General features: G+C 40.6%; 17 protein-coding genes and 1 tRNA gene. 14 read left to right on the top strand and 4 right to left on the bottom strand.

Annotated elements, in window-relative coordinates; translation table 11 throughout:
- The first annotated feature begins 13 nt into the window (after nucleotides 1–13).
- From DK428_RS00365 to DK428_RS00375, 3 genes are all read left to right on the top strand, one after another.
- On the top strand, nucleotides 14–1789 hold the full coding sequence (locus DK428_RS00365) for an AAA family ATPase (RefSeq protein ID WP_109063984.1): 1776 nt from the start codon (nucleotides 14–16) through the stop codon (nucleotides 1787–1789).
- Nucleotides 1790–1930: 141 nt separating this feature from the next.
- Nucleotides 1931–2461 (top strand): bifunctional 3-hydroxydecanoyl-ACP dehydratase/trans-2-decenoyl-ACP isomerase, encoded by a 531-nt coding sequence (gene fabA / locus DK428_RS00370; protein WP_005700570.1) that lies wholly within the window; start codon nucleotides 1931–1933, stop codon nucleotides 2459–2461.
- Nucleotides 2462–2648: 187 nt separating this feature from the next.
- Nucleotides 2649–4502 (top strand): AAA family ATPase, encoded by a 1854-nt coding sequence (locus tag DK428_RS00375; RefSeq protein WP_109089993.1) that lies wholly within the window; start codon nucleotides 2649–2651, stop codon nucleotides 4500–4502.
- A gap of 427 nt (nucleotides 4503–4929) precedes the next feature.
- Here the strand turns inward: DK428_RS00375 and DK428_RS00380 are convergent.
- Nucleotides 4930–5006 (bottom strand) — tRNA-Val (locus DK428_RS00380).
- A 242-nt stretch (nucleotides 5007–5248) separates the two neighbouring features.
- Between DK428_RS00380 and DK428_RS00385 the strand changes: the two genes are divergently transcribed.
- From DK428_RS00385 to DK428_RS00405, 5 genes are all read left to right on the top strand, one after another.
- Nucleotides 5249–6559, top strand: coding sequence for an NCS2 family permease (locus tag DK428_RS00385; RefSeq protein ID WP_109063985.1), 1311 nt, complete (start codon nucleotides 5249–5251; stop codon nucleotides 6557–6559).
- A gap of 5 nt (nucleotides 6560–6564) precedes the next feature.
- Nucleotides 6565–6921, top strand: a complete 357-nt coding sequence (locus DK428_RS00390; protein WP_109063986.1) for a DsrE/DsrF/TusD sulfur relay family protein — start codon at nucleotides 6565–6567, stop codon at nucleotides 6919–6921.
- 62 nt (nucleotides 6922–6983) lie between these two features.
- Nucleotides 6984–10646, top strand: coding sequence for an exodeoxyribonuclease V subunit beta (gene recB, locus DK428_RS00395; RefSeq protein WP_109089995.1), 3663 nt, complete (start codon nucleotides 6984–6986; stop codon nucleotides 10644–10646).
- Nucleotides 10646–12625: an exodeoxyribonuclease V subunit alpha gene (recD, locus tag DK428_RS00400; RefSeq protein ID WP_109063988.1), complete on the top strand. Its 1980-nt coding sequence runs from the start codon at nucleotides 10646–10648 to the stop codon at nucleotides 12623–12625. Before recB ends, recD begins: the two co-directional genes overlap by 1 nt.
- 228 nt (nucleotides 12626–12853) lie before the next feature.
- Nucleotides 12854–13399, top strand: coding sequence for a carboxymuconolactone decarboxylase family protein (locus tag DK428_RS00405; protein ID WP_109063989.1), 546 nt, complete (start codon nucleotides 12854–12856; stop codon nucleotides 13397–13399).
- 58 nt (nucleotides 13400–13457) lie between these two features.
- Here DK428_RS00405 and DK428_RS00410 read toward each other — a convergent pair whose 3' ends face one another.
- A complete protein-coding gene (locus DK428_RS00410) occupies nucleotides 13458–14354 on the bottom strand; it encodes a hypothetical protein (RefSeq protein WP_109063990.1) in 897 nt (298 codons plus the stop codon).
- A gap of 279 nt (nucleotides 14355–14633) precedes the next feature.
- On the opposite strand from DK428_RS00410, the gene rplM reads away from it, so the two are divergent.
- From rplM to DK428_RS00440, 6 genes are all read left to right on the top strand, one after another.
- A complete protein-coding gene (gene rplM, locus DK428_RS00415; RefSeq protein WP_005700564.1) occupies nucleotides 14634–15062 on the top strand; it encodes a 50S ribosomal protein L13 in 429 nt (142 codons plus the stop codon).
- Nucleotides 15063–15079: 17 nt separating this feature from the next.
- Nucleotides 15080–15472, top strand: coding sequence for a 30S ribosomal protein S9 (gene rpsI, locus DK428_RS00420; protein WP_005700563.1), 393 nt, complete (start codon nucleotides 15080–15082; stop codon nucleotides 15470–15472).
- A gap of 150 nt (nucleotides 15473–15622) precedes the next feature.
- Nucleotides 15623–16408, top strand: coding sequence for a tRNA pseudouridine(38-40) synthase TruA (truA, locus tag DK428_RS00425; protein ID WP_109063991.1), 786 nt, complete (start codon nucleotides 15623–15625; stop codon nucleotides 16406–16408).
- Between the two features lie 137 nt (nucleotides 16409–16545).
- A complete protein-coding gene (locus tag DK428_RS00430; protein WP_109063992.1) occupies nucleotides 16546–17328 on the top strand; it encodes an MmcQ/YjbR family DNA-binding protein in 783 nt (260 codons plus the stop codon).
- Nucleotides 17329–17954: 626 nt separating this feature from the next.
- On the top strand, nucleotides 17955–18194 hold the full coding sequence (locus DK428_RS00435; RefSeq protein WP_109063993.1) for a GlsB/YeaQ/YmgE family stress response membrane protein: 240 nt from the start codon (nucleotides 17955–17957) through the stop codon (nucleotides 18192–18194).
- Nucleotides 18195–18250: 56 nt separating this feature from the next.
- Nucleotides 18251–18454, top strand: coding sequence for a CsbD family protein (locus tag DK428_RS00440; RefSeq protein ID WP_109063994.1), 204 nt, complete (start codon nucleotides 18251–18253; stop codon nucleotides 18452–18454).
- A 280-nt stretch (nucleotides 18455–18734) separates the two neighbouring features.
- On the opposite strand, the gene torA is transcribed toward DK428_RS00440, so the two are convergent.
- Together torA and DK428_RS00450 are read right to left on the bottom strand one after the other, a co-directional pair.
- A complete protein-coding gene (gene torA, locus DK428_RS00445) occupies nucleotides 18735–21215 on the bottom strand; it encodes a trimethylamine-N-oxide reductase TorA (protein WP_109063995.1) in 2481 nt (826 codons plus the stop codon).
- Nucleotides 21216–21265: 50 nt separating this feature from the next.
- Nucleotides 21266–22366 (bottom strand): NapC/NirT family cytochrome c, encoded by a 1101-nt coding sequence (locus tag DK428_RS00450; protein ID WP_165819757.1) that lies wholly within the window; start codon nucleotides 22364–22366, stop codon nucleotides 21266–21268.
- Between the last annotated feature and the right edge of the window lie 181 nt (nucleotides 22367–22547).

The following is a 22547-nucleotide window of genomic DNA, read 5'->3' on the forward strand; positions in this document are numbered from 1 at the left end:
TTAGAGAGTAGTCGTGACTTCACCTTATAACACTTTGCCTTGGCAGGAACTTCGTCCGGAATTGAGCGTGACGGAAATATCTTCACAGCCTCAAGATTTTTTCGCATTACAACCCCGCGCAGAAAAAGCGATTCGTCATTTCATTAAAAATTCCCACCGCACTTTATTGGTGCTTAAAGCTGATGATCAGGCAGAATATGCGCCGTTATTGGAACAATTTATTCAATCACAAAAGCCAATGCCGGATTTGTGTGGCGTGCAATACATTATTGAACAAGGCGATTCCTTTTCTTTTCCACGCATTTCTGCAGAATCGGCGCAGTCTCATGATGACAATTTTGCTACGCAAAAAAGCGTAGGAACGGCGTTATATTTCGATCAGTTTCAGTTATTTGGTTCAGTGAAAATTCACGCCACATCGCACGACATTCAGCTTAACCCCGGTTTGGTTCATCAATTAAATAGCGGTGTTTTAATTGTGACTGCCGGCGCATTATTGGCGCAATTTGATTTATGGCAACGACTAAAACAAATTCTCAATACCGGCGTGTTTAACTGGTATTCCGCGCATCCATTTAAAACCTTGCCTTGTGACATTCCAAGTTATCCATTGCAGTTAAAAGTCATTGTTTTAGGCAATCGTACAGAATTGGCAACATTGGAAGAGTTGGAAGAAGATCTTTATCATTTGGCGGATTATGCGGAAATCGAGAGTTATTGCCGTGTTGCCAATGCGGAGCAACAGCAACAATGGATGCGTTATGTTCAGTCCGTAGCGCAACAACATCAATTGCCGATGTTGGATTTAAGCGGCTTTAATAAACTTTATCAACTATTGGTACGTGACAGTGAAAACCGCGAATTGATTAATATATCGCCATTGACGTTAAAAAATATATTGACGGAGACGGCACTCTTAACGCAGTCCACCTCCTTAAGTGCGGTGGATTTTGAGCGTTATTTTTTACATAAAGCAGAGCAATTCGGCTTTTTGCGTGAACAAACTTACGACAGTATTTTGCAGGAACAAATTTATGTGGCGACCGAAGGTGAAATGGTTGGACAGATTAATGGTTTGTCAGTCATTGAATATCCGGGGACGCCGTTAGTTTTTGGCGAACCTTCCCGTATTAGTTGTATTGTGCAATATGGTGATGGTGAAGTCGTAGACGTGGAGCGCAAAACCGAATTGGCGGGGAATATTCACAGCAAAGGCATTTTAATTGCAGAAGCCTGTTTGGCGAATATTTTAGAATTGCCTTCTCAGTTGCCGTTTTCTGCTTCCTTGGTTTTTGAACAATCTTACGGCGAAATTGATGGTGATAGCGCTTCTTTAGCCGGCTTTTGTGTGCTAGTCAGTGCCTTGTCCGATTTACCATTGCCACAATCTATCGCCATTACCGGGGCGATCGATCAGTTTGGTTTGGTGCATTCTGTCGGAGGCATAAATGAAAAAATCGAAGGATTTTTCACAATTTGTCAGCGTCGCGGACTTACAGGTAAACAGGGTGTAATTATTCCGAGTGCCGTGGTGAATCAACTGAGTTTATCTGAGACGGTTATAAGTGCGGTTAAAAATCAGGAATTTTTTATCTATCCTGTAGAAACCGTGGATCAGGCCTGTGAAGTTTTGTTACAACGTGACTTAGTGGAACAGGAAAATAAAACCTACACGGTGGATACCATGCCCTTGTCACGCTTAATTAATCAACGTATTAACCAATATGCAGATCGGCAGTCACATCGATATGGTTTTTGGGATTTTCTCTTTTTCCGCAAAAGCCATTAATTCAAAATTGCCATTAAAAATTAACTGATCGGACAAGTTAGGCGTACAAGTGTTAGCTATTCTAAATACAGGAAGGCTTTGTTAGAATCCTTTTCGCGTTTGTATTTCAACAAAACATTTACTTTTTATAGGATTTTTATAATGAACACTTGTACACCAAACATTAAAGACAGTTATTCTTACGAAGATTTATTAGCTTCCGGACGCGGAGAACTGTTTGGCAAAGAAGGCCCGCAGCTTCCTGCGCCGACCATGCTAATGATGGATCGTATTGTGAAAATGACTGAAGATGGTGGTACATTTGGTAAAGGTTACATTGAAGCCGAACTCGACATCCATCCTGATTTACCGTTTTTCGCTTGTCACTTTATCGGTGATCCTGTCATGCCGGGTTGTTTAGGTTTAGATGCTATGTGGCAATTAGTCGGTTTCTTCCTTGGTTGGGTTGGCGGCAAAGGCAAAGGTCGAGCTCTTGGCGTAGGCGAAGTGAAATTTACCGGGCAAATCCTGCCGACCGCCAAGAAAGTGGTTTATCGCATTAACATGAAACGCGTCATCAACCGCAAATTAGTGATGGGCATGGCGGACGGCGAAGTGGAAGTGGACGGTCGTGTCATTTATACTGCAACGGATTTGAAAGTCGGTTTATTCCAAGATACGTCAAGTTTCTAATTAAATTTTTTAGTTAAAAGAACAAAAGCATGATATTTTTATTATGCTTTTTTTATATATTAGTAATCCTAAGATTGCTTTTTTTTTTAAGAATATGGTTTTTAGTTTATCTGTATTCTTATTTATAAAAATGTAAATCTTATATAGAGTTATAATAATTATCTCAATTTATAAAAAAGTAATAAAAATGGGTAAAGGGATGAAAGAAAGAATAAAAAAAATGAATCTAAGCTCTTCAAAAAGAAAGGAGATACTCGTGATATATAAGAAATCATCCGTGCCAGATGACATAAAAAAAGGAACAGATAAAACACTCAGTACTTTACCAGAGGAAAGTAATAAAATCTCAGAGCAGATTAAAGGTAGAGATATTACAAAGATTAAGAGAATAAACATAAAATCTTTTCGTGGATTAAAAGATATTGATTTATCTATTGGAGATAATATCACATTAATCTCAGGGAGAAATGGTACGTGCAAATCAACGATACTCGGAATTATTGCTCAATGTTTCTCATTTTATATTGATTATACTCAAAAAGATGAATCAGGAAAATTTCTACTTCTTCCTTACAAAACATTGTCAGGAAAACGCTTTATTTCTTATGCAACAGAACATTTTCGGCTTTCTGAAAAACATGATCTAACAGGAACAATGGATATTAATATTGAAGTCTATGATGCAGTAAATCAAATATATTTAGATAAATTACAGCTTCGCCTAACTCAAGAGAAAAATAAAAATGGCATTTTAACACCACGTTCTCGTATTAGAAATAATCAAAATACCGATAGGGCTATTACCCATCCTGTAATTTATCTTGGTTTAAAGAGGATGTTTCCCATTTCAGAAAGAAAATACGAAGAAAAAGAGAATGCAGAGTTTATTAAAAATAATATAAACGATTTTTTAAAAGATAATAATAACATACTCATAAAAAGTTCACGCCAAGTTACAACGACTCTAGGTATAGTTAATTCTATAGTTGCATATTCAGATGACTATGATCATCAGTCAGTATCTGTTGGAGAAGATAATATTGGACAAATTCTACAAGCCATTTATTCATTTAAAAAATTAAAAAAAGACATGGGAGATAAATATAAAGGAGGAGTGCTATTAATTGATGAAATTGATGCTTCTCTTTTTTGTGCCGCTCAAATTAGATTAATGGGTTTACTAGAGCGATATTCAAAAGAATTGCAATTACAAATAATTCTTACCTCCCATTCTGTTGATATAATGGAACGTATATACAAATCAAGTAGGAGAAAAGGACAAGAAAATAATTTTAAAGTTTATTATTTAACTAATGCTTATGGAAAAATACAGTTACTTGAAGATATAGAAAAAATGAAAGCAGATATTAAAGACTGTATTCCTGAGGAATTAATGATTAACTCGCCTACAGTAAAAGTAAATGTCTATACAGAGGATCAGGAAGCGAGAGATTTTCTTATTAGATTGTGTAAAAATTCAGATATTAAACAGGATCTAAATATACTTGATGAATTATATATTGGGTGTAAAAATTATAAGCAGTTTATTAAGTATAATATTCCTGAATTTACAAAAAAATCGCTCATTATTCTTGATGGAGATAATCGTGCCGATCAAGAATTTAATAGTTATCAAAATGTGATATGTTTACCTAAAAATATCCCACCAGATCAGTTGCTTTTTGAATATCTACTTAATAAAGATGAAAATGATTTATTTTGGGTAAATAACCAAATTCCACGTTCAACGATTATTTCATTATCATTCTCACAAGATATTATTACAACGTTAGATATAAATACTGGAGAAAAATTAAATCTTGTTAAGGCAATTGAACAATACAGGGAATCTGACAGAATAAATAAAAAGCAAGAGCCATTAAGAACTCTTTTTAAAAAATGGTATAAATCTTCTCAAATTCAGTTACTTATCAATTCTAAGTCACTTTACGAGCATTGGATAGAAGAGCATTCGAAAGATACTGAAGAGTTTTTAAATATTCTTCGGGCATCCATTAACATAGTAAAAAATCACTTATAACCCTAAAATAACAAGTGTTCCTAGGAAGTAGATAACTAAATTTAACTATTTATTCAGATATGTTTTTTTAATTTTTAGGCAGTAATAATTGTAATAAGCCTTAATATGGAAGAATCTTTTATTGAGAGATTAAATACCAGTTTATAATTTGTTAGGAAGTAAAAACATGATAAATAGAAATAATCTATTACTTTTTAATCATCATGTAAGGCCCATTTTTGTATTATTTACTTCAGTATTTGCTAGTGGGTTAGTGATATTTGACATTTAGTAACAAGATCTTGCGAAGCACCACTAAACTTGTTGCTAAAAAGTACAGTTAAGGGTGAATAACTTTGATTAGCTAGTAGAACGTTTCAAAAACTTCGTATTTTTTAGATCTCTCAAGATCTTTTGCCGATTTTGGAGAAGTTACGGTAGGGTGAAATGGTGCAACCGGCTGGACTCGAACCAGTGACCCCCACCATGTCAAGGTGGTGCTCTAACCAACTGAGCTACGGTTGCAACGAAAAGCGGTGCAATAATAGCTAGCTTTTAAGTTGAAAACAAGTTTTTTATCCGTCTTTATGAATGACTGTTAAAAATTTATACAATTATTCAGAAAAGTGCGGTTATTTTTACGATCATTTTTATTTCTCCAAACCCGTCGCAGTTTTTCTGATCTTTTGCTAGAATCAGCCGGAAAAACACCTTTCTTATAACCTTGTTTTTCATCGTCTTTATTTTGTCTCTGATTGGAAATAACAATGAAAAATCAATCTTTTCTACAACAATTCTTTAAATTAAAAGAAAAAGGAACCTCGTCCAAAACGGAAATTATTGCCGGGATTACCACCTTTTTTACCATGGTCTATATCGTCTTCGTGAACCCATCCGTGTTGGGTGATGCAGGCATGGATAAACAAGTTGTGTTCGTGACTACGTGTTTAATTGCAGGCTTCGGTACGATTGCCATGGGGTTATTCAGTAACTTACCTATCGCATTGGCACCGGCAATGGGCTTGAATGCGTTTTTTGCGTATGTGGTTGTCGGTAAACTTGGTTATTCTTGGCAAGTGGGCATGGGCACCATTTTCTGGGGTTCTGTCGGCTTGTTGCTATTAACTATCTTCCAAATTCGTTATTGGTTAATGGCGTCTATTCCGCTCAGTTTGCGTGTAGGTATCGGCGCGGGGATTGGTTTCTTTATCGCCTTAATCGGCTTCAAAAATATGGGGTTGGTTGTTGCAAATCCTGCAACCTTAGTTGCTTTAGGCGATCTACACAGTCCGCAAGTGTTATTGGGCATCCTTGGCTTCTTTATTATCGTGGTGTTGGCAGCACGCAATATTTATTCCGGCGTGTTAATTTCAATTGCTACAGTGACCGCACTTGCATTGTATTTTGATGAAAGCGTGATGTTCCATGGCATCGTTTCCATGCCACCGGCATTAACTCAAGTGGTTGGCCAAGTGGATATCGCCGGTGCCTTGGATACGGCACTTATTGGTATCATCTTCTCTTTCTTATTAGTGAACTTATTTGACTCTTCTGGAACTTTATTGGGTGTGACGGACAAAGCCGGTTTCAGCGATGAAAAAGGGCGTTTCCCGAAAATGAAACAAGCCTTATATGTAGATAGCGCGAGTGCCGTTGTCGGATCTTATATCGGTACCTCTGCGATCAGTACTTATATTGAAAGTGGTGCCGGTGTTTCTGTCGGCGGACGTACGGGAATGACTGCGGTTGTCGTCGGATTATTGTTTTTACTAACCATTTTCTTCTCGCCATTGGCCGGTATGGTGCCGGCTTATGCGACAGCAGGTGCGTTAGTTTATGTGGGTATTTTAATGGCATCCAGTCTGATTAAAGTGACGTGGGAGGACTTAACTGAAGCCACTCCGGCCTTTATTACTTCAGCCATGATGCCATTTACATACTCCATCACGGAAGGGATCGCCTTTGGTTTCATCAGCTATTGTGTGATGAAAGTAGGAACAGGACGTTGGCGTGAAGTTAACGCGCCGGTTTGGGTGGTTTCCGTATTGTTCTTGATTAAATTTATATGGATAGGTTAATCATTATGCAAAAAATTCTTTTTATCTTAAATGAATCGCCGTATGGCAGTGAAAAAAGCTTCAATGCCTTACGTTTTGCCGTCAATTTGCAGGAAGAGCATGGCAAAGAAGTGGATATCAAAGTGTTCTGTTTCTCCGATTCAGTTTTAAGCGGTCTCGTTGGTCAAAATCCAAATGAAGGTTCTAATGTGCAACAAGTTATGGAGATCTTGATTGCACAAGGCGCAGAAGTCAAACTTTGCACTAGTTGTACAAAAGCCCGCGGCTTGTCTGAGGCCAAACTTATTGACGGCGTTACCCGTGGCACATTGGATGATGTATCTAACTGGACGTTATGGGCCGATAAAGTTATCAACTTTTAATTTAGCATCATCGGGCGGAGACTTTCCGCCCTTGTTTTATCTTTTTTCATTCATCGAACGCTATGCAACAACTCAATCCTATTTCTACGCCACTTAATGCCATCAGCCTTATTGAAGCCTCCGCCGGTACGGGAAAAACCTATACCATGGGTTCGCTTTATTTGCGTTTATTGTTACAGGCGGGGGAAAATGCTTTTCCTTATGCGTTAAATGTAGAACAGATTCTCGTCGTGACGTTTACCGAGATGGCAACGGAAGAGTTGAAAAAGAAAATCCGTGAACGAATTTATGATGCAAAACAAAAATTTATCGTTTATTACCAAACACGCGATTTATGTGCATTTGAACAAGATGATTTTTTACGTGGATTAGCCGAAACAATCACCGATCTGCCTCTTGCTATCCAACGGCTGACTTTGGCGGAACAGAATATGGATTTGGCGGCGATTTATACCATTCACGGATTTTGTCGCCGAATGCTCGTGCAATATGCCTTCAATTCTGGGATTCATTTCAATTTGGAACTGAGCAGCGAAGAAGACGAATTGTTGTTACATTTAGCACAAAATGTGTGGCGTGCACATTTTTATTCGCAACCTTATGCCGTTGTGGAATTTATTCAACAAAACCTCACTTCACCATCCAATGTGATTTCGCGAATCAAAAAATTTGCCGGTACGGAATTAAAACTTCCGAAAAATCCACCGCACTTTTTTGACGGTTCTTTATCCGAATTTCTCCCCAAACTTGCCGATTATTCACAACAGTTAACAACACGAATAATGGAAGTAAAAGGAAAATGGTTACAAAAAGAAGCGGAAATCGTGGAGTTGATTGAAACGGAAGTCAACACCAAATATAAAAACACGAAAGAACAAAAATTAAACCGACGTAGCTTCACTTCAGCAACTCGCCCGAAATGGCTTACCGCCATGAAACAATGGGCGGAAAAAGAGACCGCAGATTTCCCCGATTGTTTTTATCGTTTTGGGCAACAGGCGATGAACGAACAAGCAGGGGAAGCGTGTGAACAACCTTTGACCCATGCTGTGTTTGGTCAAATTGATGAATTATTACAAGTGTTGCAACAGCGCGAATGTTTGGCACAAGCGCTGTGGTTTCATTATTTAAATGCCCTTAATACACAATTAGTGGAATACAAACTCAATCACAGCGAAAAGAGTTTTAACGATTTGTTGCGCCTGTTAAAAGAGGCGTTGTATCACCCGCAAAATACCGAATTTGCCCGTCTGATTCGGTATCAATTCCCATTTGCCATGATTGATGAATTTCAAGATACGGACGCGGTGCAATATCAGACTTTCTCAAAAATTTACGTAGAACAATCGCAGCCCGATTCCCAGTCAGATAAAGGTTTTATCATGATTGGCGATCCGAAACAGGCGATTTATAAATTCCGTGGCGCAGACATTTTTACTTATTTCCAAGCCGCCCGCCAAGCCGAACATTGTTTCAATTTAGATAAAAACTACCGTTCTGAACAAAATGTGGTGGCTTGCGTCAATCATTTATTTGATTTCAGCGAAAATCCCCCATTTTTATATCGAGATATTCAATTTTTACCGGTAAAAGCGCGAGAAGATCATCCGCAATTTTGGTTAAACGGAAAGGCTGAGCCTGCCGTGCGTTTTTATCTAGATGAAGCCTCTGTAAAAGAAAATATGGCGAAAAACTGTGCCATTTCTATTCAACATTGGCTGCAAAGTGCGGTGGAAAATCAGGCTGTTTTTAGCACTGATGGTCAGACAGTAGAAAAAGTGCTGAAACCGGAAAGCATTGCTGTCTTGGTGCGTAGCCGCAAAGAAGCGGAATTGATTAAAAATGAGTTGCGCCAACTTGGCATTGCCTCAGTGTATTTGTCGGAAGACAGCAACGTGTTTGACAGTCATGTGGCGAAAGATTTGCTGCTGATCCTCACAGCCTGCCTGAATCCGTTTAGTGAACGCCATATTTTAAATGCCGTGGCAACGGAAATTTTTGCGCAAACGTCTGCCGATATTCAACATATCAGATTGAATGAAACGCTTTGGGAACACTGGGTGGAGAAATTTATTCAGTATCAAAAAACGTGGCAAAAACAAGGGGTGTTGGTGATGTTACACCGTTTGTTTTTACAAGAAAAAATCACGGAAAAATGGTACCCAACGGCAGATGGCAAACGCATAGTCACAGATTTATTACATTTGGCGGAACTGTTGCAGGAAGCGGCAACATTAAATGAAAGTGAGGCGGCGTTGTTGCGTTGGTTTGAAAAACAAATTCAGGGTGAAGATCGGCAAAAAGAGCAACAAGTGCGGTTGGAAAGCGAGTTGCAATTGGTCAAGATCGTGACCATTCATAAATCCAAAGGTTTGGAATATGATTTGGTTTGGTTGCCGTTTATCGGTTATGCCTCTTCATTTAAACCGAATCAACTTTCCACTTATTTTGATGAAGAACAGCAACAGGTGCTGTGGGATTTTGATAAATCACATATCGACTTGGTGCAAAAAGAAGATTTTGCCGAACAATTACGTTTGCTTTATGTCGCGTTAACCCGAGCCAAATATCAGCTGGTCATTGGCGTGCCTCAAACCTTTGAGAAAAAATGGAGTAGTTTGCTTTATGTGTTGACGCAGGGGGGGATTCAAACGGAAAGCAAGCCGAACGCGTATGAAAGTCTGCCGTTGTTGGATAAATTGGTGGCAAAAGCGCCGGCAAATAGTATTGTGATTACCGATACGAAGACATTAACACCATTACCGTTGCGGCGACAGGCCGAAATTCAAACCACCTTGCAGGCTGCCAAATTTAGCGGACATATTGAACAAAACTGGACGGTCACCAGTTTCAGCGCCATTGAAAACATTCATCAAAATAAAAAATATTATAAAGCGCAACAGGCAGCGGAAAGTGCGGTCATTTTTGAGCGTGTTTTTGATGGCGGCAAGGATTACGATTTTAATGAACAACCGACTGAAACGCTGCCGGAAACCGCAAGCTGTGAATCCGCCTATCCTTTCGGCTATTCACCTTTTGATTTTCCGCATGGCATTAAAATCGGTACGGCCTTGCATCGATTCTTAGAGAAATACGATTTTAGCCAACCGTTGAATGAAGAAAAAGTCCAAAAACTTTGCCAATGGTTACAGTTAGAGGAAACTTGGCTACCGTCGTTACAACAATGGATGAACGCTATTTTACACACGCCGTTAAGTGCAGAGGAGCCGACTTTAAAATTGGCGAATTTATCCCGTCGCCATTGTGTGAAAGAAATGCAATTTTATTTGAAATTGAATCAATTATTTGATGTTTCGGCATTTAATCGAGCGTTGCAACAATACCATCACCTGCCTTCCGAGTCGCTACAATTTGACGCTATTCGAGGAATGTTACGGGGTTTTATGGATTTGGTGTTTTATCATAATGGCCAATATTATTTGCTGGATTACAAATCCAATTTCCTTGGTGTAGAGCCGCAAAACTACGTTGGCAAAAGCCTTGAGCAAGCAATGCTGGCTAACCATTACGACTGGCAGTATTTATTTTACACGCTGGCATTACACCGTTATTTGCAACAGCGCGATGCAAACTATGACTACGAAACCCATTTCGGCGGCGTGTTTTATTGTTTCTTACGCGGCATGAACGGCGAAAATCAACACGGCGTGTTTTTTGATAAACCGGATTATGCGTTGATTCAGGCTTTGGAGAATTTATTCTGATGTTAGCTCTATTATCCCAACTCAAAGAAAAAGGCATTATCGACGCCGCCGACTATTATTTTGCCGAGTTTATTCACCGCAAACAGCAACCTTTTCAATATTCTCCTTCCATTCAGAATCTGGCGGTGTTGATGGCGGCGTTGTGCAATTTCAGTTATCGCCAAGGCAACACCTGTATTGTGCTGAATCAATCTACGGAACAGGATTTATTCGGCTTGCAGGATTATTTCAACGAGCGTGTTTACTTAACGGAAATTCAGCAAAAAATTGATTATCTGCCTATTGCGCAGTGGCAGACGAAACTGTTAGATACTCAACACATCGCCTTTAGTGCCGAACCGTTGAAACAAGTTGCGCCGTTGGTGTTGCAGTTTAATCGCTTATATTTTTATCGCATTTGGCAGGATGAATTTCGTATTGCCGATTACTTCAAAAGTGCGGTCTGTTTTGAGCCTGTTTTTTCAAGCAAGCAACTCACTCAAATTGCATCGTTCCTCAATCGCTATTTTCAGGAAGAACAGGGCATTGACTGGCAAAAAATTGCAGTAGCAATGGCGTTACGTCAGCATTTTTGTTTAATTACCGGCGGGCCCGGTACGGGGAAAACCACTACGGTGACCAAACTCCTGTTAACGCTACAAGAACTTTATCAAAACGGCTTACGCATCAAACTCGTCGCCCCGACAGGGAAAGCGGCGGCGCGTTTAACGGAATCGATTGTGGATGCGGTGGATCGTTTAAAACAGACATTTTCACGAGAACCAAACAAACGGGAAATTATCGAAAATCTGCAAATTCCGATGAATGCAGAAACCATTCATCGTTTGCTCGGTGTGCGTTTTTTCAGTGAGGAAACCCGTTATCATACCGATAATCCATTGCCGTTAGATGTGTTGGTGGTGGATGAGGCTTCTATGATCGATCTCACTTTAATGGCGAAATTGCTCTATGCCCTTAAGCCGGAAACCAAATTGATTTTATTGGGTGATAAAGACCAGCTTGCCTCCGTGGAAGCCGGCGCCATTTTGGGGGAATTAGGGCGTTTCGTGAATGCGACACAACCGACTTATAGCCCTTCAATGGCGCAATATTTAAAGGCAACGACGGGGATATCACTACCTTCTGACGAAGCTGTTAATCCTATTAGCGACAGCATTTGTTATTTACAAATTAGTCGTCGTTTTGGCGCAAATCCTGAAGTGGGCGCATTAGCGACTGCAGTAAATACAGGCTGTGCGGCGGAAAGTTGGCAATTATTACAACAATATCAGCAACATCTCACAAAAGCCAGTGGCGTGTATTTGGTGGATTTTGCGCAATATGTCGCGAATAAAGAGGACATCCAACAACGTAAAGCTTGCGTGAAAATCGTTGTCGAACGGGCGGCAGAAGAATATTCCCATTATTTGCAATTGATTGCTCTGAATTCTCCTTTAAATGAAGACAAAGTGCGGTCGATTTTTGCGGCGTTTAATGCCATTCGTTTTTTAACGGCATTACGTGTAGGGGAGTTTGGTGTAGAGCAATTAAATCTTGCCATTGCGGAAAAATTACGTCAAAAACATTTGCTTCAATTTAATACCGAACGGGAATGGTATGTAGGCAAGCCTGTCATGGTCACTCAAAATGACAATAATGTAGGTTTATATAACGGTGATATTGGTATTTATTTAGATGATGGTCGGGTGTGGTTTGAGCAAGGGCAAAATAGCTACAAAACCGTATTGGCAAGTCGCGTGCCGAACAATGAAACGGCATTTGTGATGACCGTGCATAAATCTCAAGGTTCCGAGTTTCCGCATACTTTCTTGATTTTACCGTTGGAAAACAGCCCGGTGCTTTCTAAAGAATTGGTCTATACCGGCATCACCCGTACCAAGGATTTCCTCACGGTGTTTGCGTTGCAAAGTGTGTGGGAAAGTGCGGTGAAAAATCCGGTACAACGACAAAGTGGGTTAGGGCAGTTGCTTGAAAAATGAGCCTAAAATTATTCACAAGCTCACTTGTTTACCCCAAAAGGGCTGTCAGCAAACCCGATGTTTAAAAAACGTTGTTTTTGTCAACCGCACTTTTTTATTACCGTTGGCGTATTGAATGGTGGTTATAACTTTTTTATATATTTCATAAATATTATGTCTTTCGCAACGCGAAGAATTTTGCGTATTATCTGCCTCCGATAATCAATTTATTCACAACAGGAGCTTATGATGTCCCAATTTCAAATCCACACCATTGAATCCGCCCCGGAAGAGGCAAAAGACGCATTAAAAGCCGTACAAAGCACGAACGGTTTTATTCCCAATTTAATCGGCGTATTAGCCAATGCCCCAACGGCGTTAGAAACTTACCGCACGGTTGGCGGTATTAACGGTCGTAACAGCTTAACCGGTGCAGAACGTGAAGTGGTGCAAATTACTGCCGCGGTGGTAAATGGTTGTGGTTTCTGTGTGGCCGGGCATACCAAAATTGCATTAAAGGTGCTTAAACTGGAAGAGGACGTAGTAAAACAAATTCGTGCCACTGCACGCATTGAATCGGATCCTAAACTGGATACGTTAGCCCGTTTTACCTTGGCAGTAATGCTACAAAAAGCCAAATTAACCGAAGCGCAATTAAATGAATTTTTTGCCGCCGGTTATACACAACAACATGCTATTGATGTGATTTTAGGTGTGAGTTTGGCAACCTTGTGTAACTACGCGAATAATATTGCCGAAACACCGATTAATCCGGAATTACAACCCTTTGCCTAACGGCTACAGAATTAGATTTAACAGCCCTATCTTTCGTGATAGGGCTTTTTTATTGGGCTTATTCGGTTTTGTTAATCGGCACAATTTTTTTAAGTGAAATCAATGCGGATAAGATGACGGCAAGGATTAATGCGGCGTAGTTTGGTATTGCAAATAATCTGAGTTCTTTAATGCTACTGTCATTAAATACAAGAGCAACCAAACTGTAATAAACCGCACCGATAAGAACGCTGAAAACAATGTGGCGAGAATTCTTGTGGAATCGTTTGAACATGATGGTAAGTCCGGTAAGTAACATCGGCAACACAACAATAATCATCATCAAGAGCATTAACGCTACGATATTTGCTATACCTGTAACTCCTGCTAATAATATGGACGTAATTCCAAAAATAACGGTTCCAAGCAAAGTAAACGCAAGAGGAATTAACCAACGGTAAGATGCAAAGCCTTTTTTCTCTATGACCTGGTTTGTTAAATTTGCTCCCGTTGAGACGGCTTTCGGAAACATTTTAAAGATAATTTGGGATTCTAAGAGAATTCCCGCTTTATTCGGAAAAGCAATTAGGCCAAAAATTGCGGTTAATGCGCCGAGGAAAAGACAGAAGTAAAGGGATATATCATTTAGTATGACATAAAAGGAAACTCCGGCGATGAGGGTTCCGATAAAGGTGGCGCTAAGAACGCCTTTAACGCTTCTCCTGAATTGGCATAATCCGAGGATAAATCCGGTGGATATTCCCCAAATCAGCATAAAGTAGATTAAAAGAAAAATGCCTCCGGAATAAAAAACGGTATAGCTAAATAAAGCAGCATTACTCAAAACACCAACTCCTGTGGGGAGGGTAAAGTTTGAGAGTAAAAATTTAAATATCAATACAGCGTAAAACGCAGTGAAAATTAGAAAGTAAAGAAAAATGCGCCAAAAGCCAAATTGCTTTCTTAAAAAAGACATTTTGTAAGTTCCTTAGTGTGATAAAAGATTAGATTTTTTTATTCATGCCATTAGTGGCGGAGACGAATGGTATATTTTTAAAGAAAATTTATCAATTTTTTGCTTAAAAATTAGCATTCCCCACAGTTTTTATGTATAATCGCCCGACCCTGTAAATGCTGCGGATTCCCACCGCGCATTATTTTGTCGAGATCGCACTCGAAGGGGTGAAGATTAAGATAACTGGTTGTGCTTTTTTTAAGCACTGGGTATTAATATTATTATATTGGTAATTAATTAATGAAAACTTTTGTAGCAAAACCAGAAACGGTTCAACGCGACTGGTATGTAGTAGATGCGACAGGTAAAACTTTAGGTCGTTTGGCGACTGAATTAGCGCGTCGTCTTCGTGGTAAACATAAAGCTGAATATACTCCGCACGTTGATACAGGTGATTACATCATCGTGATTAACGCGGACAAAGTTGCTGTAACCGGTAACAAAGAAAGCGATAAAATTTACTACTGGCACACAGGCTATGTAGGTGGTATCAAACAAGCGACTTTCAAAGAAATGATCGCGCGCCGTCCTGAAGCAGTGATTGAAATTGCGGTTAAAGGTATGTTGCCGAAAGGTCCATTAGGCCGTGCAATGTTCCGCAAATTAAAAGTGTATGCGGGTGCTGAACACCAACACGCTGCACAACAACCACAAGTATTAGACATTTAATCACGAGGTTTTAGGATATGGCAGAGAATCAAAACTACGGCACAGGTCGCCGCAAAAGCTCTTCAGCTCGTGTATTTATCAAACCGGGCAATGGTAAGATCACCATCAACCAACGTGAATTAGACGTATATTTCGGTCGCGAAACTTCTCGTATGATCGTACGTCAACCATTAGAATTGGTTGAATTAACTGATAAATTAGACCTATACATCACTGTTAAAGGTGGTGGTATTTCCGGTCAAGCGGGTGCAATCCGTCATGGTATTACCCGTGCATTGATGGAATACGATGAAACCCTACGTCCTGCACTTCGTGCAGCCGGCTTCGTTACTCGTGACGCACGTCGCGTTGAACGTAAAAAAGTGGGTTTACACAAAGCACGTCGTCGTCCACAATACTCCAAACGTTAATTTTTATACGTTTTTCCAAAAAGCAGAGAGCAATCTCTGCTTTTTTTATGTGCGAAATTCAGCAAAAGTGCGGTGGATTTTTAGAATGTTTTTGAGATCCGCCAAGCCTTGTTATAATGCACGCCGTTTTAAGTAAAATCAGGGCAGAACATGAAAATTGCATTAGGTGTGGAATACGACGGAAAAGATTATTTCGGTTGGCAGAAACAAGAAAAAGTTGCCAGTGTACAGGCTGAACTGGAACGGGCGATTTCCACCGTTGCCAATGAAGAAATCGGTATTTTCTGTGCAGGCCGTACGGATTCCGGTGTACATGCCACAGGGCAGGTGATCCATTTTGAAACAACAGCCAATCGTCCTGAGAAGGCCTGGAGTTTCGGTGTCAACGCCAATTTGCCTGATGATATTGCTGTGCGGTGGGCGAAAGTAGTCGATGATGATTTTCATGCCCGTTTTAGCGCTACTGCCCGTCGTTATCGTTACATTTTATATTGTAATAAACTGCGTTCAGCCATTTTGCAGCAAGGCGTGACCCATTGCCATTTGGAACTTGATCATCAATTAATGCTCCAGGCGGGGCAGGCGTTGCTCGGTGAAAATGATTTCAGTTCTTTCCGTGCTGCGCAATGCCAATCCAACACGCCGTGGCGTAATGTGCACCATTTAAACGTCAGTCGCCAAGGGCAATATATCATCGTGGATATTCAAGCAAATGCTTTTGTACATCACATGGTGCGTAACATTGTTGGCAGCCTAATTGAAGTAGGTTGTGGCAATCAACCTGTGGAATGGTTATCGTGGTTGTTGGCGCAAAAAGATCGTACTCTCGCCGCACCAACGGCTAAACCGGAGGGGTTGTACTTAGTGAAGGTGCTTTATCCCGACCGATTTGCGTTGCCGAAAATGCCGATGGGACCATTATTTCTAGCAGATTAATTTAAAAAATACTGAAAAAAGTGACCGCACTTTAGGTTGAGAGAATAAAGTGCGGTCATTTTTTTGAGTGTTTCTCGCAATACATTGCTTAATTTTCGGCGTAGAATAAAAGTAGCCGCAATAAAAGTGAGGTTAGCATGGCAAAACAAAATTTAACCCGACAATTATTTGATTATGTCTTAACCCAATATGGCACTAAGCCGGAATATCTTTGGAAAAATCACCCTGACTATGGTGTATTACGTCATGCTGATAATCGTAAGTGGTATGCCATTGTGATGAATGTTGAAAAATCATCTTTGGGGCTAAGTGGTGCAGGGAAATTGCCTGTGATGAACGTGAAATGCACTCCTGAAATGTTGAGTTTATTTCTGCCGCAAGCAGGCTTCCTACCGGCGTATCACATGAACAAAAATCATTGGTTGACGGTCTTGTTGGATGGCTCTGTGGAGAAAGATACCGTGCTGTTTTTATTGAACGCCAGCTTTGATCTCACCGCCACCCGACAAGTGAAAAAGCAACTTGGGATCGCCCGTTATACAGAATGGATCGTGCCGGCCAACCCGAAATATTACGATGTGGAGAAAGACTTACGCGAAGGCGGTGAGATACATTGGAAGCAGAGCAACAATATTGCCGTGGGTGATATTGTGTATATGTACGTTACTGAACCTACGGGTGCTATTCGCTATAAATGTTTAGTATTAGAGGTGAACATTCCGTATCACAAAAAACGAACGGATGATTTACAGGTGAAAAGAGTTATGAAAATTCGTTGCTTGAAAGAATATGATAAGACCCTCATCCCCCGCGCTAAAATGGCACAGTTCGGTGTCACTGCCGTACGCGGACCACGGCATATGCCGTATGCATTAAAACAGGAAATTGCGATGCTAAGTGGAGAAGTGAGCGAGAGTTAAAGACGTTTTTTATGAGGGTATCATGCTGATTTATCAGGATAAAATTGAATTGATTGAAGCGATTCAAACATCAAAAGCCTGTTACAACAGAAGCCTTATGCAGCTATATAAAATCCCCTGACAACAAAGGATTTTGGATGATAAATGAAGTGCCCAAGTTGTAAAACTCATTTTAAGTTCTTTATGGAGAGTAACGAATGCAATTAGATTGATAGCTGTTTATCATTAAAAAATGAAATCTTTTATATGAAACAGCAAGACAAGTCACCAGTAAAGATTTTCAATGTATGGAACTAATGAGCAATAGTATGGGAGGATAACTCAAAGAAAATCTAAGAAACAAACCGGATTGGAGAATCTTCGATAAAGCGATGGGTATTCAATAGCAACAGCGTAAAATAAATCCTGCTACATGCCATCGGCGAAGCAGAAAAACATAAGCTTTGCTAAGTCATTTATAGCTTATCAATAGAAAAACTCTAAAAAAACTTGATACGGCAATCGAGAAATTTTTGTTAGTTTTTAATATAAAATGGTGTAGGGTACGTAAAGTATATTAAATATACAACAACTGTTTAGTTTAAGCATATCAAGATAAATAAACATTATGTACAAGGAGTAGGATTATGATTTGGTCAATCATTATTGGTGGGTTTATAGGTTTTATTGCAGGAGCAATTACTAAAAAAGGTGGAGCAATGGGTATAATTGCTAATATCGTTGCTGGTTTAATTGGTTCATCTGTAGGTCAATCGTTGTTTGGCGCATGGGGTCCAACCCTAGCAGGAATGGCATTAATTCCTTCTATCTTAGGTGCAGTAATTGTTATTGTTGTTGTATCATTTTTCTTTGGAAAAAGAGCATAAGTAATTTTTTCACGTAATATGGTTTAAAAGTAATTTTAATTAAAGGAGTTCTAATTATGTCAATTGAAGAAAAAATCGACCAGGCTAAAGGCGCAGTAAAAGAAACTGTAGGTAAATTAGCCGGTGACAAAAAAATAGAAAAAGAAGGGGCAGCAGAACAAGTAGCAGCAAAAGTTAAAGAAGTCGCTGAAGATGTTAAAGATGCTATAGAAGGAACAATTGAAGGTGTCAAAAATATTGTAAATAAAGACAAAAAGTAATTTCCACATCTTTTTCTGTATTCCTACAATCATTTTGTTTGGTTGTAGGAATCACGATAAAGAAGAAATAGTAACAAATTCTGGTTTATCAATATTAAATAATTTTATTTTCGCAGTAAGATTCAGAAATGGAAGAAGGTGGCAGGGGATAAACAAACTAGCGCATCAAACTAATTTATCGTTGAACTTGTCATTGATACTACATCATATAGAAAATACCCTAAAAACAAACCGCACTTTGCTTGATAAAATCAAAGTGCGGTCATTTTTTATGGCGTTTTTATGCTGCGCGTTTCGGTTGTTTGAACACCGTGACTTCAGGGGCTTGGCCGACGAATTTTTCTACTTGCACGATACAAGTATTCGGTGAGTTACCTTGCGCCAGTTTGGAGGTGCCTTCATCGCGGGTAAGCACATTCGGGCAGCCGTTTTTGCACAATGGTTTTTCACTTTCGCCTAAATCCATCGGGTCATACCATGCGCCTTCATGTAAAGCGACGGTGCCTTTGATAATGTTTTCCGTGACAACCGCGCCGGCAAGCACTTGTCCGCGTTTGCTGTGAATGCGCACGATGTCACCGTCTTTAATACCACGTGGTGCGGCATCTTCTGGGTGAATCATCACCGGTTCACGATCATTGACTGCATATTTTTGGCGTAATGAGGTATGCGCCAATTGGCTATGCAAACGGTAGTACGGGTGTGGCGTCACCAAGGCGAGCGGATATTCTTGGGTAACGTTACCGGCAAACTCTTCCGGCTCCATCCAAGTTGGATGCCCTTTACAGTCGTCATAGTTCATTTTGGCGACGACATCAGAATAAATTTCGATTTTACCTGATGGCGTACCAAGCGGATTCAGCAACGGATCCTCACGGAATTCACCGTAGCGCACCCATTTTTTCGCCGCATCACTTGCTTCAAAATTGAGTGGCTTGTTTTCTGCCCAGAATTTATCAAAACGTGGCATCGTAATACGGTTGGTGCGGGCGGCTGTAAAGGCGGTGTTATAAAATTCCTCCAGCCATTCCATTTCGGTTTTACCTTCGGTGTATTGTTCTTCCACGCCGGCACGTTTAGCGAGCTCAACGAAAATGTCATAGTCATTTTTAGCTTCAAATTGCGGCGGCACCACTTGTTTCATTGGATAAATACTCATCATGGAATAGTCGCCCGCCATGGTTAAGTCATTGCGTTCGTAACTGGTGGTCGCCGGCAACACAATATCTGCCATGCGCGCAGTCGGTGTCCAGTTCACTTCGTTTACAATCACCACTTCCGGTTGTTGGAAGGCTTTCACCAAAGTGTTGGTGTCTTGATGGTGAACAAACGGGTTCCCGCCCGCCCAATACACGGCTTTGATATTCGGATAGGTGATTTCGGTGCCGTTATATTGGATTTTCTTACCCGGATTGAGTAACACATCGGCAATACGAGCCAATGGGAAAGCGGATTTGGAGGTGTCATCTAACCAAGTTTTTGCACCGGCTTTGCCAGATGGACTTGCTGTGATTGAACCGATGATGCCACCTGTGGCTGTTGGTACACCGCCGTTTGAATAATGATAGCTCAAACCGAAACCGCCACCCGGTAAGCCGATTTGTCCTAACATAGAAGCAAGCGTGACCAACATCCAGTGAGTTTGTTCCCCATGGCGTTGACGCTGCATTCCCCAGCCGCCCATTAACATGGTGCGTTTGCCGGAGAAGTCGTTTGCCAGTTGTTTAATCGTGTCTGCCGGAATGCCACAAATCTTGCTTGCCCATTCTGCTGTTTTTGGTTGACCACCGGTTTTTCCTAACAAGTACTCTTCAAATTTGTTATAGCCGGTGGTGTATTTTTTCAAGAAGTCTTTGTCGTGTTTATTTTCACTGACTAAGGTGTGTGCAATACCCAGCATGAGTGGCACGTCTGTTGCCGTATTAATCGGCAACCATTCGGCATTTAACATCTGGCAGGTTTCACTTTTTTGTGGGTCGATACAAATAATGCGTTTGCCGCTCGCTTGGAATTTTTTGAAATATTCAATCCCTTTTTGGTCGGTGGACATCCATGCAATACGCATAGTAGTGAGCGGGTTGGCTGACCAAAGCACAATAATATCGCTGTTTTCTAATACCGATTCCCAGCTGGTTTGTTGTTCATAGACTTCAATCGTACCCAACACATGTGGCATAATCACTTGCGCCGCGCCGGTGGAGTAGTCGCCTTTATGCCCCACGAAACCGCCGGTGGCGTTCATATAACGATGTAACAATGTACGAGAAGCGTGCAATGAGCCGCAACTAAACCAACCGTAAGAACCAGCAAAAATACCTGTTGGACCATGTTCTTCACGTACTCGTTTAAGTTGATTGTGCACTAAATCCAAGGCTTCATCCCAAGAAACGCGCACCCATTCATCGCGCCCGCGCATAGTAGTATCGCTTTTGCCCGGATTGGCTAAGAAACCTTTACGTACCATCGGATATTTCACGCGGGTTTCGCTATAAAGTTGATCGGGTACAACGCTTTGCAATTCATTGGGTACGGCAGGTTCAATTGCCGGGCCGGATTTTACCGCTTTACCGTTTTCCAATACCACACCAATCGGCCCCCAGTGAGCCGCAGTGACAACGGTTGTCATTTTGGTTTCTACTGCATTCGCATTTGAGGAAACCATAGAGCCGACTACACCACCGGATAGTGATGCGCCCGCAACACCCGCAGACGTTTTTTTCAAAAAATCGCGGCGTTGTTGATTAATCATTGTGTTTTTCATTTAAGCCTCGTCTTGTCGTCGTCATTAAACTTAAAAATTGCCAAGATAGATTATTTTGTTTTCATATCTTTGGCATTGCGTTGCAAATAAATGGTGAGGGCACGGACCTCATCTTTGTTCATTGAAGTGCGATCTTTCATGGAATTGACCACGCCAATCCATTGGTTGGCCGTGTAGTGATCCGCGCCGATAACAGCATGGCAACCGCTACAATTGTTTTGATTTAAGTTGTTGCCATATTGACTAAGTGCGGTCAAATCCGAAGACATTTTTGCTTTTGCTACGTTTACGGCAACATTCACTTCTTTCCATTCGGAATCGGTCACTTCATCGTGTTTGGTTTGCAACACTTGCACATTGTTGCGTGCATCTTCATCTAACAATGCCACTGTAATACGTTTGCCTAAATCCAAATACACCACAGATTCCGCGCCTGTTTGTTGCCAACCATGTATCGTGCCGTGAATTTGATCGCCTTGCGCCTCCCACTGTATGACTTCGGTAAATGGCATTAAACGCACTTCGCCACCTTTTGCATCTTGTGCTTTCACCATTTCGCTCGCGTAAAGGGATGGCGTCTCGACGATGTTGCTACCTTTTGGCGTAGCCGATTTATCGGCGGACTCTTCCGCGTGCATCACCGGTAAGAAGTGAGCGATGCCTTTGTGGCAATCAATACAGGTTTGTTTGTTGGCATTAGCTTCAATATGCATTTGTTTGGCCAGTTTGGTTTGCTGTGACAATTCCATGGCATCAAAACTATGGCAACTACGGCAAGTTTCCGAATCGGTGGCTTTTAAATCATCCCAAACTGCTTGCGCCAGTTTCGCACGATGTTGTTCGTATTTCTCTTTGCTGTCCAACTTACCGACGGCTTCGAAATACAAATCTTTCAAAGCGATAAATTTGGCTTTCACATAATGCCAGCCTTCCTGCGGAATATGGCAATCGACACATTCCGCTCGAATACCTTTCGCGTTGGCAAAATGTTTGGAACCTTCCCATTCTTGACGCGGATAATCCATGGAATGACAACTGACACAAAATTCAGGCGTACTTGTTTTGTGCATAATCCACTGAGAACCCCACAATAAGCCCGCACCCAGCCCCATGAGACAAAGTGCGGTCACTATTTTTGTTGTTTTCATAATTCACCCCTAACAAAGAAAATTTTATTATTTTTATAACAAGAAAGAATAATAACTATAATTGGTTAGATGAATTCTAGAGGGAGAGATGAAAAATAACCATGATCTTAATCAAACAAATAAGCTAACAGTTAGTATTCTCTTAATAATCAATTTGTTATTCGTTTTTTTAAAAGTAATGAAT

Origin of the sequence: Aggregatibacter kilianii (genome assembly GCF_003130255.1) — a bacterium.
In the GTDB taxonomy this organism is placed as follows: Bacteria; Pseudomonadota; Gammaproteobacteria; order Enterobacterales; family Pasteurellaceae; genus Aggregatibacter; species Aggregatibacter kilianii.